The 12,522-nt window shown below is 65.7% G+C and carries 14 protein-coding genes; 1 reads left to right on the forward strand and 13 read right to left on the reverse strand.

Going from position 1 to position 12,522, the window contains the following annotated elements; genetic code table 11:
- Positions 1 to 75: 75 nt before the first annotated feature.
- The 13 genes from QO207_RS12710 to QO207_RS12770 all read right to left on the reverse strand — a co-directional run bounded on the left by QO207_RS12710 (position 76) and on the right by QO207_RS12770 (position 11,533).
- Positions 76 to 1,377, reverse strand: coding sequence for a YgcG family protein (locus QO207_RS12710; protein ID WP_301532754.1), 1,302 nt, complete (start codon positions 1,375 to 1,377; stop codon positions 76 to 78).
- Positions 1,378 to 1,463: 86 nt separating this feature from the next.
- Positions 1,464 to 2,600, reverse strand: a complete 1,137-nt coding sequence (flhB, locus tag QO207_RS12715; RefSeq protein WP_301532755.1) for a flagellar biosynthesis protein FlhB — start codon at positions 2,598 to 2,600, stop codon at positions 1,464 to 1,466.
- A complete protein-coding gene (fliR, locus tag QO207_RS12720) occupies positions 2,600 to 3,376 on the reverse strand; it encodes a flagellar biosynthetic protein FliR (RefSeq protein ID WP_301532756.1) in 777 nt (258 codons plus the stop codon). Before fliR ends, flhB begins: the two co-directional genes overlap by 1 nt.
- Positions 3,376 to 3,645, reverse strand: coding sequence for a flagellar biosynthesis protein FliQ (gene fliQ / locus QO207_RS12725; RefSeq protein WP_301532757.1), 270 nt, complete (start codon positions 3,643 to 3,645; stop codon positions 3,376 to 3,378). Before fliQ ends, fliR begins: the two co-directional genes overlap by 1 nt.
- A 121-nt stretch (positions 3,646 to 3,766) precedes the next feature.
- Entirely contained in the window at positions 3,767 to 4,558 is a 792-nt protein-coding gene (gene fliP, locus QO207_RS12730) for a flagellar type III secretion system pore protein FliP (protein ID WP_301532758.1), read from the reverse strand.
- Positions 4,555 to 5,031, reverse strand: a complete 477-nt coding sequence (gene fliO / locus QO207_RS12735) for a flagellar biosynthetic protein FliO (RefSeq protein WP_301532759.1) — start codon at positions 5,029 to 5,031, stop codon at positions 4,555 to 4,557. The genes fliP and fliO overlap by 4 nt, the downstream gene beginning before the upstream one ends.
- 1 nt (position 5,032) lies before the next feature.
- A complete protein-coding gene (gene fliN / locus QO207_RS12740; RefSeq protein ID WP_138215080.1) occupies positions 5,033 to 5,500 on the reverse strand; it encodes a flagellar motor switch protein FliN in 468 nt (155 codons plus the stop codon).
- Positions 5,501 to 5,522: 22 nt separating this feature from the next.
- A complete protein-coding gene (fliM, locus tag QO207_RS12745) occupies positions 5,523 to 6,494 on the reverse strand; it encodes a flagellar motor switch protein FliM (protein ID WP_184594461.1) in 972 nt (323 codons plus the stop codon).
- Between the two features lie 9 nt (positions 6,495 to 6,503).
- A complete protein-coding gene (fliL, locus tag QO207_RS12750) occupies positions 6,504 to 7,025 on the reverse strand; it encodes a flagellar basal body-associated protein FliL (protein ID WP_301532760.1) in 522 nt (173 codons plus the stop codon).
- 707 nt (positions 7,026 to 7,732) lie between these two features.
- Positions 7,733 to 9,037, reverse strand: a complete 1,305-nt coding sequence (locus QO207_RS12755; protein WP_301532761.1) for a flagellar hook-length control protein FliK — start codon at positions 9,035 to 9,037, stop codon at positions 7,733 to 7,735.
- Between the two features lie 66 nt (positions 9,038 to 9,103).
- A complete protein-coding gene (locus QO207_RS12760) occupies positions 9,104 to 9,445 on the reverse strand; it encodes an Hpt domain-containing protein (protein WP_301532762.1) in 342 nt (113 codons plus the stop codon).
- Between the two features lie 55 nt (positions 9,446 to 9,500).
- Positions 9,501 to 11,198, reverse strand: coding sequence for a SpoIIE family protein phosphatase (locus QO207_RS12765; protein WP_301532763.1), 1,698 nt, complete (start codon positions 11,196 to 11,198; stop codon positions 9,501 to 9,503).
- Between the two features lie 29 nt (positions 11,199 to 11,227).
- Positions 11,228 to 11,533 (reverse strand): STAS domain-containing protein, encoded by a 306-nt coding sequence (locus tag QO207_RS12770; protein ID WP_301532764.1) that lies wholly within the window; start codon positions 11,531 to 11,533, stop codon positions 11,228 to 11,230.
- A 251-nt stretch (positions 11,534 to 11,784) separates the two neighbouring features.
- Between QO207_RS12770 and QO207_RS12775 the strand changes: the two genes are divergently transcribed.
- Complete coding sequence (locus tag QO207_RS12775) at positions 11,785 to 12,501, forward strand: TorF family putative porin (protein ID WP_301532765.1); 717 nt, start codon at positions 11,785 to 11,787, stop codon at positions 12,499 to 12,501.
- Positions 12,502 to 12,522 lie beyond the last annotated feature (21 nt).

A 12,522-nucleotide genomic window follows, 5' to 3' on the forward strand; every position in this document is an offset into this window, starting at 1 on the left:
TTGCAACTTTGGGAGCTCCCGGCGCTAGTAGGTTGGCACCAGGGCGCACAGTAGATCACGTCGCTCAGCCAGCCGTCACCAGCTGCCCGACGCACCACCGCCGCCACTGGAGCCGCCACCACCGGAGGAGCCGCCGCCCGAGCTGCCACCGGAGGAGCCACCCGAAGAACGGCTGCCAGAGCCGGAGCCAGAGCCGGAACCGCCCTGCCCTGCGCCGAACACCGCCAATCCCGGCAGGCACATGAACGGCAGCACCAGCAGCCAGTTCAGCGGTGCCACCGGCGCACCGGCAAAGAACGCCACCAGCAGGTAGATGCCGAAGAGGATCAGCAGGCGCCAGTAGAAGGCCTTGCGGCCGGCCTGCGCCTTGCTCGCGTTCGCCTTGCTGCCCTTGCCGGCCTTGCGGCCTTTGCGCGTCTTTTGCGGCCCACGCCAGGTGTCGCGCATCTGCGCGATCAGCAACCACCAGAGGCCCATCAGCGCCAGCAGCGCGACCGGAGCAGCCAGCGCATAAAGCCACAGCTCGGCGCCGAAACGCGGCGTCAGAAAGCCGAGGAGGATGCAGTAGGCAATCAGCCCGAGTACGCAATAGAACACCACCCGCACAGTCCATAGGGCGCCGAAGGTAGCGCCACCGATCAGCAGGCAGAACGGCGCGACGGCTACCGTCATCAGCGCGTCCTTGCCGCCGGACAGCAATGCCACCACCACGACCACCACCGCGCTGACTGCCAGCGCACCGCGCCAGCCCATGCGTCGCGCGGCGAGCAGAACACCGCCAACTCCGCCAACCAGGAATGACGCCAGCAGCAGCCAGGCTTCCAGCGGAATGTTCAGCGGTTCAGCAGCAGGCTCGGGCAGCGCCTCGCCATCCACCAGCAGGATCAGCGCATCCACCGCTGACTCGATGCCGCCGGCGTAATCGTCATTGCGGAAGGCCGGCGCCATGCGCTCACGGATGATCCGCCCGGCCAGCACGTCGGGGATCGCCCCCTCCAGGCCGTAGCCGACCTCGATGCGCATGCGGTGATCGTCCTTGGCGACCACCAGCAGTACGCCATCGTCGACGCCCTTGCGGCCGAGCTTCCACAGATTGAACAGCTTGTTGGCGAACGCCTCGATACCCATCTTGCCGACGGTGGGCAGCATCACCACGGCGATCTGCGCGCCGCGCCGGTCCTCCAGGGCCTTGAGCTTACCGATCAGGCGCGCCAGGGTGGGTTGGTCGAGGGTGTTGGTGACATCCACCACACGCTCGTTCAGCGGCAGCAGCACGCCGCCTTCGGCAGGTTCAGCCGCCCAGCCGAGCTGAGGCAACGCGAGAAACAAGAAAAAGCAGAACGCGACACGCAGGCCGGCGAAGGATCCCTGGAACATGAAACTTTCCTTTGCTGAGCAGGCCGCCCGCGACCATCGCCGCCGGGCACGGCCGCCCATCCTAGCGCAGCGGCGGCGCTCGCGGGTCACTCGTCGCGGCGCAAATCCGGCGGGATCGGCAGGTCCGGCATCGGTCCCGGGCGCTTGCCCTTGCCGGCGCGGTACTGCTTGAGCTGGTAGACGTAGGCCAGCACCTGGGCGACCGCGAGGTAGAGGCCGGCGGGAATTTCCTGGTCGAGCTCGGTGGAGTAGTAGACCGCCCGCGCCAGGGCCGGCGATTCGAGCACGGTGACCTTGTGCTCCTGGGCGATCTCGCGAATCTTCAGCGCCATGAAGTCGTTGCCCTTGGCCAGCAGCCGGGGCGCGCCACCCTTCTCGGCGTCGTACTGCAGCGCCACGGCGAAGTGCGTCGGGTTGGTGATGATCACGTCGGCCTGGGGCACCGCCTGCATCATCCGCCGGTTGGCCATCTCGCGCTGCATCTGGCGGACCTTGGCCTTGACCTCGGGCTTGCCCTCGGAGTCCTTGTACTCGTCCTTCACTTCCTGCTTGGTCATCATCAGCTTCTTGCGGTTGTCCCAGAGCTGGAAGGGAACATCCGCGGCGGCGATGAAGGCGATGCTGCAGGCCAGCCAGAAGGCGCTCCAGCCGATGATCTTCGCGCTGTGCACCATGGCCTGTTCCAGCGGCTCGCGGGACATGGCCATGAGGTCGTCCTGGTCGGCCTTGAGCACCAGGATCGCCACGATCAGCACCAGCACGAACTTGGCCAGGGCCTTGAGCAGCTCGGTCACCGAGCGCAGCGAGAACATGCGCTTGATCCCCGAGAGCGGGTTCATCCGGCTGAACTTGGGCGCCAGCGCCTCGGCGGAAAATAGCCAGCCGCCGAGGGCCACCGGACCGATCAGCGCCGCCACCAGCACCACCGCAAGGATCGGCCAGACCGCATCGGCGCCGATCTTGCTGGCGGCGATCAGCTGGTTGAGCATGCTTTCGCTGTTCATCACCGTGGCGCGGTCCAGCTCGAAGCTGCCGCGCATCAGGCGCATCAGCGCATCGGCAAGGTCCGCCCCGAACATCAGCAGCGAGCCGGCGCCAGCCATGAGCACGGCCAGGGTGTTCAGCTCCTTGGACCGTGGGAGCTGGCCCTTCTTGCGCGCGTCCTGGCGCCGTTTCTCGGTAGGTTCCTCTGTCTTGTCTTCGCTACTGTCGTTCTCGGCCATCAGCGGACGCCCACGAGTTCGCGCAGCAGGCGCAGGCCCTCACTGGCCAGCGCCTGGTACTGGGTGAGGATGTCGGCACTGCCAATCCAGACAATGATGAACCCCATGACCAGGGTCAGCGGAAAACCGATCGAGAAGATGTTCAGCTGCGGTGCGGCGCGGGTCATGGCACCGAACGCCAGGTTGATCACCAGCAGCGCGGTGATCGCCGGCAGCGCCAGCATCAGCGCGGCGCCGAAGATCCAGCCAAGCTTGCCGGCCACCGTGATGAAGTGGTTGCTCGACAGGCCCTCGCCCACCGGCAGGGTGGTGAAGCTTTCCGCCAGCACCTCGAACACCACCAGGTGGCCGTTCATGGAGAGGAACAGCAGGGTCACCAGCATGGTGAAGAACTGCCCGAGCACCGGCACCGAGATGCCGTTGGTGGGGTCGACCATGGAGGCGAAACCCAGGCCCATCTGCATGGAGATGATCTGCCCGGAGATGACGAAGGCGTGGAACATCAGCTGCAGGACAAAGCCGAGCATGGCGCCGACGAGGATTTCCTGGGCGATGTAGACCATCGCCTTGAGGCTCAGCGCGTCCACCTGCGGCATCGGCGGCAGGTTGGGCGTCAGCGCCACGGCGATCGCCACCGCCAGGTACAGGCGCACGCGGGTGGGCACCAGCTGGGTGCCGAAGATCGGCATCACCATCAGCATCGCGGCGATGCGGAACAGCGGGAACAGGAAGGCCCCGATCCAGCCGCCGATCTGCGCGTTGGTGAGGTCGAGCATCAGCCGATCAGCGTCGGGATGCTGGTGATCAGCGACTGGGTGTACTCCATCAGCTGCCGCAGCAGCCAGGGGCCCAGCACGATCAGGGTGAGCAGCACCACCAGCAGGCGCGGCAGGAAACTCAGGGTCTGTTCGTTGATCTGCGTGGCGGCCTGGAACATCGCCACCAGCAGGCCCACCAGCAGGCTGGGCAATACCAGGATGCCGACCATCACGGCGGTCAGCCAGAGCGCTTCACGGAACAGGTCGAGTGCGACTGCGGGGGTCATGGTGACTCCGTTCTTTCAGGCTGTTGTAGGAGCGAGCTTGCTCGCGAAGCTCTTGAACCGCAGCGGTTCACGAGACAAGGGCTAGGCGCCCCCCTCAGTCCTACAGAGAAAAGGAGCATCGCTAGACCGTTCCGAAACTGCCGGCCAGCGTGCCGATGATCAGCGCCCAGCCATCGATCAGGACGAACAGCATGATCTTGAACGGCAATGAAATGATCAGCGGCGAGAGCATCATCATGCCCATCGCCATCAGCACGCTGGACACCACCAGGTCGATGATCAGGAACGGGATGAAGATCATGAAACCGATCTGGAACGCGGTCTTCAACTCCGAAGTGACGAACGCCGGCACCAGGATGGTCAGGGGCGTGGCATCGGCGCTGGCGATGTCGGTGCGCTTGGACAGGCGCACGAACAGCTCCAGGTCCGACTGCCGCGTCTGCGCCAGCATGAAGGCCTTGAGCGGCACCTCGGCGCGGGTGATCGCCTCCTGCGCCGGGATCTGTTCGTTGAGATAGGGCTGCAGCGCGGTGGTGTTGATCTTGTCGAACACCGGCGCCATGACGAACAGCGTGAGGAACATCGCCAGGCCGATCAGCACCTGGTTCGACGGCGTGCTCTGCAGGCCCAGCGCCTGGCGCAGGATGGAGAACACGATGATGATCCGGGTGAAGCTGGTCATCAGCATGACGAACGCCGGGATGAAGCTCAGCGCGGTCATGATCAGCAGGATCTGCAGGCTGACCGAGTACTCCTGCTGCCCCTGCGGGTTGGTGGTCACGGTGATCGCCGTCAGCTGCGTCGGATCGGCGGCGAAGGCCTGCGGCGCGAATAGTGCCAGCAGGCCCAGGAGCAGCGGAGCGACTGCCTTGAGTGCGCCGACCAGAGCGGCGAGGTTCGGCGAACGGGTCACTGCGGGCGGCCCTTGTCCTTGTTCAGCAATTCCAGCAGGCGCTGGGCGAATTCCGGCTGCGCCGGCTCGGATTCGGCGGCGTGCACCGGCTGGCGCATTACATGCAGCGGAGTGATTCGGCCGGGAGTCAGCCCCAGCAGTACCTGCTCCTCACCCACCTGCACCAGCACCAGGCGGTCGCGCGGGCCGAGGGCCTGGCTGGAGATCAGGCGGATCGCCTGGTTGCCACGCGGCACCACCTGCTGCACCCGGCGCACCAGCCAGGCGAGCAGGAAGATCAGCCCGACTACCAGCACCAGCCCCAGCAGCAACTGCATCAGCTGCGCGCCGGCGCTGCCGGTGATCAGGCTCGGCGAGGAGCTGGCGTGGACGATGGCCGGATTGGATGCCGGCGCCTTGGCCTCCTCGCCCAGGGCGAGGAAGGACAGCCCGGCCAGCGGCAGGGCAGCGAGGTTCGCGAGCAGGCGGTTCATGTCAGCGCAGCTTCTTGATGCGTTCGCTGGGGCTGATCACGTCGGTGAGGCGGATGCCGAACTTCTCGTTCACCACCACCACTTCGCCGTGGGCGATCAGCGTGCCGTTGACCAGCACGTCCAGCGGTTCGCCGGCCAGGCGATCGAGTTCGATCACCGAGCCCTGGTTGAGTTGCAGCAGGTTGCGGATGTTGATGTCGGTGTGCCCGACCTCCATGGAAATGGTCACCGGAATATCCAGGATCACATCCAGGTTGGGGCCTTCCAGCCCGGCAATCATCGGCGTCTTGGGCGCCATGCCGAACTCTTCCATCGGTGCGCGCGGTGCGGCGGGCACGGCCGGAGCCGCTGCGCCGGCCATCATCGCGTCGATGTCGTCCTGGTTGGCGTCACCGGATTCGGAGAGGGCCGCAGCCCACTCGTCGGCCAGCGCCTGTTCTTCGGGGGTCACGTTTTCTTCATCAGACATGGTGGGTCCTCGTGGGATCCGCTCAGCGCACGCGCTCGAGGGGATCGAGAATCTGCAAGGCCAGGTTGCCCTTGTGCGAACCCAGCTTGACCTTGAAGGAAGGCACGCCGTTGGCGCGCATGATCATGTATTCGGGCAGCTCCACCGGGATCACGTCGCCGGGCTGCATGTGCAGGATGTCGCGCAGCTTGAGCTGGCGACGCACGACGGTCGCACCCACCGGCACGCTGACGTCGAGGATGTCTTCGCGCAGGGCGTTGATCCAGCGCTCGTCCTGGTCGTCGACGTCGGACTGGAAACCGGCGTCGAGCATCTCGCGGATCGGCTCGATCATCGCGTACGGCAAAGTGATGTGCAGGTCGCCGCCGCCGCCGTCCAGCTCGATGTGGAAGGTGGAGACCACCACCACTTCGCTGGGGCTGACGATGTTGGCCATCGCCGGGTTCACTTCGGAGTTGACGTACTCGAAGTTGATCGGCATCACCGCATGCCAGGCTTCGGCAAGGTCGACGAAGGCCTGCTCGATGACCATGCGCACCACCCGCAGCTCGGTGGGAGTGAACTCGCGGCCCTCGATCTTGGCGTGACGGCCGTCACCGCCGAAGAAGTTGTCCACCAGCTTGAACACCAGCTTGGCGTCGAGGATGAACAGCGCGGTGCCGCGCAGCGGCTTCATCTTCACCAGGTTGAGGCTGGTGGGCACGTACAGCGAGTGCACGTACTCGCCGAACTTCATCACCTGCACGCCACCCACGGCGACATCCGCCGAGCGGCGCAGCAAGTTGAACATGCTGATGCGGGTGTAGCGGGCGAACCGCTCGTTGATCATTTCCAGGGTCGGCATGCGGCCCCGGACGATGCGGTCCTGACTGGTCAGGTCGTAGGACTTGATCGCCCCCGGCTCGACGTCGGACTCGGTTTCCACCAGGCCGTCGTCGACGCCGTGCAACAGCGCGTCGATCTCGTCCTGGGAAAGTAGATCCTGCATGGCCATGGCGGGTACCTACTGCAATACGAAGTTGGTGAAAAGCACTTGCTCTAAGGTCAACTGACCGGTCGCCTTCTTCGCCAGTTCCTGAAGACTGCTGGTGGCCTGCTGGCGCAGCATCTCCTTGCCGACCGGTGTCACCAGCGTGTCGAAATTCTGACTGGAGAACAGCATCACCAGTTGGTTACGCACCAGCGGCATCTGTTCGCGCAGGGCATCCATCTGCCCCTGATCGCGGCCCATCAGGGCCACCGAGACCTGCAGATAGCGCTGGCGACCGTTCTGATTGAAGTTGACCACGAAGGATGGCGCGAGGATTTCATAGACCGCCTGCTTCTTGGTCGGCTCCGCGTGTTCCGCGGTCTTGGCCTCAGCCTCGTCGGGCTTGGCGCTCTTGTGCAGGAAGAACCAGGTGCCGCCCACCGAGGCACCGACCGCCAGCAGGAATGCCACGGCGATGATGATGATGAGCTTCAGCTTGCCCTTGGCGGGAGCCTGTCCATCGGGAAGCGGGGGCGTCTGTTCTTTCTTGGCCATGCCAATAATCCGTCACTATGCCGGCGCGAAGCGCTGATACCGGGGGTTGGAGCAAGGGTTGTGCCAGTTTTGAATAGTCCCACTGGCGACGCCGCGGATATTACAGGCTAGACGGAGGATGTCACGGGGAGGAGTAAGAATTTTCCTCTGAGCTGGAAAGATCAGGGGTTGGGGCGGTTCGCGAGCAGGCTCGCTCCTACAGCCAATCCGAAACTCCGGACCTGCTCTTCGTAGGAGCGAGCTTGCTCGCGAACAAGGGAAAACTTGGCGCTCGGGCTTATACCCTCTCCCCCACCCTGGCTGCGCGCCCCGCTCCGAAGGGAGAGGGAGTTATCCGTGCCACTCCTGGCATCGTGCTATGAGGAGCAAGAACGTTCCTCTGCGCTGGGGAGCTCGGGGTTGGGGCGGTTCGCGAGCAAGCTCGCTCCTACAGCCAACCCGAAACTCCGGACCTGCTCTTCGTAGGAGCGAGCTTGCTCGCGAACAGAGGGGGAAATCGGCGCTCGGGCTTATACCCTCTCCCCCGCCCTCTCCCTGAAGGGAGAGGGAGTTATCCGTGCCACTCCTGGCATCGTGCTATCCGGCGAGCACCGATCTTTCAGCACACTCCGAACAAGTCCCCTCTCCCTTCGGAGCGGGGCGCGCAGCCAGGGTTAGGGAGAGAGCGCTTTCAAGCAGCACATCAACGCCCGGTCAGCCCCCGCGAATCACGCGTAGTAATCCACCAGTCCCCTTCCCTGCGCCGCCGACTGCGGGCGGATTTCGGACACACCGCTGATCATAGGTTCGTCATCGCCGCTGTCCGAACCACTGACGCGCCGCGAAGCGCCGCGCTCGTCGCCCTGCTGTTGCTGCCAGCCACGGGCGGACTGGTCGGAGACGTTGACGTCCAGCTGCATGCCCTGCTGGTTGAACATCTCGCGCAGGCGGTGCTGCTGGCTGTCCAGCGCTTCGCGGACGTTGGCGTTGGCGCTGACGAAGTTGACCTGAGTCTGGTCGCCGGTCATGTGGATGCGCACTTCCAGGCGGCCGAGGTTGGCCGGGTCCATCTGGATCTCCGCCGACTTGAGGTTCTGCGAGGACATCCACATCACCCGGTCCACCACCTGGTCGGTCCAGCCGTTCTGCTGCACCGACACGGCCTGCCCCGGCACCAGCGGATTCACCGGGCGGTTGGTCATGGCCTGCGGCGTGTTCAGCGCCTGGGTCAGGGATTCCAGGCGCGCGGCGAAGGTCTCGTTGCGCGGCATCTCCGGCTTGGCGTCGGCCTGCAGCTCCGGCAACTGCCGGCTCAGGTCGCTGGCATCCTTCAGCGCGCCCTCGGTGAGCTTGCCTTCAGCGCCCTTGGCGGCGGCATCCGGGTCCAGGGCGGCCAGCGCGGCAGACAGATCGTTCTTGCCGTTGGCATCCAGCGCCTTGTCGCCCGCCTTGGCGGCTAGATGGCCGGTGAGCGAGGTCTGCTGCACCTGCTGGGCCTGGTCATCGGCGCCCACGGCGAGGGTCAGGTTGACCCCCGGAATCTGGTTGAGCTTCTGCAGGTCGTCATCGCTGCTGGCATCGGTCAGCTGGCTGGCGCCGCTGCTGACCACCAGCGGCGGCGCCTCCGGCTCCGGCAGTTGGCCGGTCATGCCGAGCATCAGCAGCGGGTCGATGGTGGCCTCGGGTGCCGCCTCGGTGTCCGCGACCTGATCGTCCGCCGCCTTGCTCGCGCCATCAGCCGGCAAGGCCTTGCCGTCGTCGGCAACCTTTGGCTGGTCGGCGGCAGCCGGGGCGGTGGAATCGCTGGCCTTGGCGTCCTTGTCGGTGTTGTCCCGCGGCTTCTCGGCCTTCGCTTTCACGGGCTTGTCGGGGCGCTCGCTGGCCGCCGGACGCTGCTCTTTCGCATACACGTCGGCGAAGCTGGAACCCTTGTCATTGCTGGTGTTCGACGAATTCTGGGCAGACTTGGAGAGCGCCGCCTTGGGCCTGATGTCAGGCGTCGACGTCATTAAAATATCCGGGGCGACAGCCATCGGAGGTCTCCGTTGAGGTGAATATCCAACACGGAGAAAGCAAGGCGCGGGCCAACTCGAAAAAACTCAGGGACGACCGGGCAGCAGCAGGGTGCGGACGATGGAGAATTCGTGCTCGACCTTGCCGATCAGCCCCTGGGCGGTGGCCAGGTCGTTCTGCCGGGCGGCTTCCTCCAGGCCCTTGCACAGGCTGCTGAGCAGGCAGGCGCCCATGTTCCCGCAGCTGCCCTTGAAGCTGTGCGCGGCGTGGCGCAAGGCAGGAGCGTCGGAGCCGGCGAAGGCGTCGCGGATGGCGCGCAGGCGCTCCTCGGAGTCGCAGAGGAAGGTCTCCACCAGCAGCGGGTACTCGTCTTCCATGATCGACAGCAAATTGCTCAGCACGGCGCCATCGAGATGCGGCTCGGACATTCGGCACTCCCTGAAGGATTACTCGCCACCCTTCGGGGGGACAAGAAGGGCCCGATTATGCCTGAGGCGTCCAGAAGAACTCCACGGACACCGTCTTGCCATCAGCGGACCACTGACAGCGGTCAGACAATTGCCGGACCAGCGCCAGGCCACGCCCGCAGAGGCTGCCTGCAGCCTGCTGGGAAGCCAGCACCGCGCCGACGTCGAAGCCGTCGCCGCTGTCCTCCACCCGCATCAGCAGGCGACCGCCCTCGCCATGGGGCGCAAGGTCGAGGTGGAAGCGCACGTAGCCGTCGCGCAGCGCGTCCAGGCGCTGGCTGCGCTCCTCGTAGTAGCGGGCGAAACCGGCGGCATCGCACTTGAGGCTGGAATCCAGGCCCATCACGCCGTGCTCCAGGGCGTTGGAGTACAGCTCGGCGAGCACGGTGTAGAGCGCGCCGCCGCGCGGGCGCAGGTCCTGTACCTCCATCAGCAGTTGCAGGAGGAACGGCAGCGGGTTGAAGTTGCGCAGGGTCGGCGCGCGGAATTCGAAGCTCGCCGACCAGTCCAGCGGGCTGCTCAGGCCGTTGTCGGAGAAGGCCAGCGGTGGCCGCTGCAGCGAGCCCTCCGGGACCAGCGCGATCTCCAGCATGCTGACGTCGTCCTGGGCTTCGCCACGAAAGCGCGAGACCGCCGCCTGGATGCCATCGAACAAGCGTGACGGCGCATGGCCCTCGGCGAACACCTGGCGCAGGCGCTCCTCGCCAAAGGCCTGGTCGGCGGCGTTGCGCGCCTCCAGCACACCATCGGAGAAGAGGAACACGCGGTCGCCCTCCTCCATCGCGTAGACCTCGCAGTGGTCGCTGAAGGCGGAAGGTTCGAGGATGCCCAGCGGCAGGTGGCGCGACACCAGCGGCAACAGTTCGCCGCTGTCATGGCGGTGCAGGTAGCCGTTGGGCAGGCCGCCGTTCCACACCTCCACCAGGCCGCGCTGGAAGCTCAGGTTGAGCACCGCCGCGCAACAGAACACCCCCACCGGGAGGATGCGCTTGAGCTTGGCGTTCATCTCCCGAAGGATGTCCGCCATGGGGTAGCCCTTGGCGGTCATGCCGTAGAACACCTCGGCCAGCGGCATGGCGCCGATGGCCGCCGGCAGGCCGTGGCCGGTGAAGTCGCCGAGCAGCACGTGCATGCCGCCGGAGGGCTTGAACGCCGCCAGCAGGATGTCGCCGTTGAACAGCGCGAACGGTGATTGCAGGTAGCGGATGTTGGCCGCGTTCAGGCAGCCGGAGTGCGCCACCTTGTCGAACACCGCCTTGGCCACGCGCTGCTCGTTGAGCAGGTGCTCGTTGTGCCGGGCGATCAGGTCGCGCTGTTCCAGCACCATCCGCTGCAGGTGATGCAGGCGACCCATGGCGCGGATCTTGGCTTCGAGGATGACCCGGTTGTAGGGCTTGGAGAGGAAGTCGTCGCCGCCCGCCTCCAGGCTCTGCACCAGCGCCTCGGTTTCCGTCAGCGAGGTGAGGAAGATGATCGGCACCAGCTCCTCGCCGGCCTGCCGGCGAATCCGCCGCGCCGCCTCGAAGCCGTCCATCACCGGCATCAGCGCATCCATCAGCACCAGCTGCGGGCGCTCCTGGGCGAACAGCGCCAGCGCCTCCAGGCCATTGGCGGCGGTGAGCACACGATGGCCCTGGCGGCTGACGATGGTCGACAGCAGCAGGCGATCGGCGGCGTTGTCGTCGGCGATGAGGACGGTGAGGAGTTCAGCCATGACCGTGGCCGGAGCGCGCCCGGTTCGGCTCAGCTGATGCTGAACAGCTGTTCGAAGTTGGAGATCGCCAGCACCTTGCGCACATCCGGGTTGCAGTGCACCAGGCTGATCTGCGCGCTCTCGCCGCCGGCGTGATCACGCAGCAGCAGGAGCATGCCCAGAGCCGAGCTGTCGAGGTAGGTGGCGCCCTTCAGGTCCACCACGTAGCGCTTGGGCGTGGCCTCGACGCGCTCGTAGGCGTCGCGGAATTCCTGGTGTGCGCCGAAATCGAAACGTCCCTGGACCACGATGGTCAGCTCCTGCCCGTCGGCAGAGGGAACGGAAGTGATGGCCATGGGATTCTCCTTATCGATCGATGGTCGCGCACGAACCTGAAGATTTAGCAGCAAGTGGTGACAGGGGCAACCTCGGCGAGCATCGGCAAACCGCCTCGCCAGACCGGTCGAGCGGCCAACCTCGCGGTCGCTTAATGGACCACCGGTCGACACAGGCCCGGCAAATGCCTTTACCCTTTTACGCGTGCGACGCAGGGCGAAGGCTCACAGAAGCCTCGGAAGGGTCGCACCCGGCAAAGTAAGGGGGGAGCATGGTCAAGTCCATTCTTGTCGCGGCCTGCGTGTTGTGCGCAGCACCGTGCGTGGGCGCGCAGGTGATGCAGCGCCAACTGGGCGACTTCGAGCTGAAGTTCGCCAACTCGCCGACCCGCAGCATGGCCCAGGGGCTGGTCCAGCCCGGCCAGGCCAACAGCGCCCAGGGCGGCCTCGACGTCACCCATGACAGCGGCTGGTACGTCGGCAGCTGGACCTCGAACATCGAGCAGGAAAAGCCGCTGGAGATCGACAGTTACGCCGGCTTCAAGCACCCGCTGGGCGACGGCAAGCTGGGTTATGAAGTCGGCACCCTGCGCTACAGCCGCCCGGAGCAGCCGGACTATGACAGCCAGGCGCTTTACGGTGGCCTCTCGGTCTTCGGCAGCCGCCTCGGCGCGGCCTACAGCGCCCAGGCCGGGCGCAGCACCGCCACGCTGTTCACCGACCTGGGCATGCAGCCGGACCTGGGCTTCGACGTCACCTTCAAGTACTCCGCCTACAGCCTTGCCTCCCCGGTGAGCCTGAGCAGCGGCGGCAGCGTCAGCGAATTCGGCGACTGGTCACTGAACTTCAGCCGGCCGTGGAAGGGCATCGACCTGAACTTCTCCTACAGCGGCAGCAGCCTGACCGGCAGTGATTGCAGCGCCTACTCCGGGCACAACGCCTATTGCGATTCGGCGTTCATGTTCAAGGCTTCGCGGCCGTTCTTCTGAGGCGCCTGCCGCCCCAAACCC

It is taken from the genome of Pseudomonas sp. CAN1, from assembly GCF_030462585.1.
In the GTDB taxonomy this organism is placed as follows: Bacteria; Pseudomonadota; Gammaproteobacteria; order Pseudomonadales; family Pseudomonadaceae; genus Pseudomonas.

Coding starts and splice junctions, on each gene's coding strand:
- fliL (WP_301532760.1), bottom strand. CDS start 7,025: ATGGCCAAGAAAGAACAGACGCCCCCGCTTCCCGATGGACAGGCTCCC.
- fliQ (WP_301532757.1), bottom strand. CDS start 3,645: ATGACCCCCGCAGTCGCACTCGACCTGTTCCGTGAAGCGCTCTGGCTG.
- flhB (WP_301532755.1), bottom strand. CDS start 2,600: ATGGCCGAGAACGACAGTAGCGAAGACAAGACAGAGGAACCTACCGAG.
- QO207_RS12770 (WP_301532764.1), bottom strand. CDS start 11,533: ATGGCCATCACTTCCGTTCCCTCTGCCGACGGGCAGGAGCTGACCATC.
- QO207_RS12775 (WP_301532765.1), top strand. CDS start 11,785: ATGGTCAAGTCCATTCTTGTCGCGGCCTGCGTGTTGTGCGCAGCACCG.
- QO207_RS12765 (WP_301532763.1), bottom strand. CDS start 11,198: ATGGCTGAACTCCTCACCGTCCTCATCGCCGACGACAACGCCGCCGAT.
- fliO (WP_301532759.1), bottom strand. CDS start 5,031: ATGAACCGCCTGCTCGCGAACCTCGCTGCCCTGCCGCTGGCCGGGCTG.
- fliM (WP_184594461.1), bottom strand. CDS start 6,494: ATGGCCATGCAGGATCTACTTTCCCAGGACGAGATCGACGCGCTGTTG.
- fliN (WP_138215080.1), bottom strand. CDS start 5,500: ATGTCTGATGAAGAAAACGTGACCCCCGAAGAACAGGCGCTGGCCGAC.
- QO207_RS12710 (WP_301532754.1), bottom strand. CDS start 1,377: ATGTTCCAGGGATCCTTCGCCGGCCTGCGTGTCGCGTTCTGCTTTTTC.
- QO207_RS12760 (WP_301532762.1), bottom strand. CDS start 9,445: ATGTCCGAGCCGCATCTCGATGGCGCCGTGCTGAGCAATTTGCTGTCG.
- fliR (WP_301532756.1), bottom strand. CDS start 3,376: ATGCTCGACCTCACCAACGCGCAGATCGGCGGCTGGATCGGGGCCTTC.
- QO207_RS12755 (WP_301532761.1), bottom strand. CDS start 9,037: ATGGCTGTCGCCCCGGATATTTTAATGACGTCGACGCCTGACATCAGG.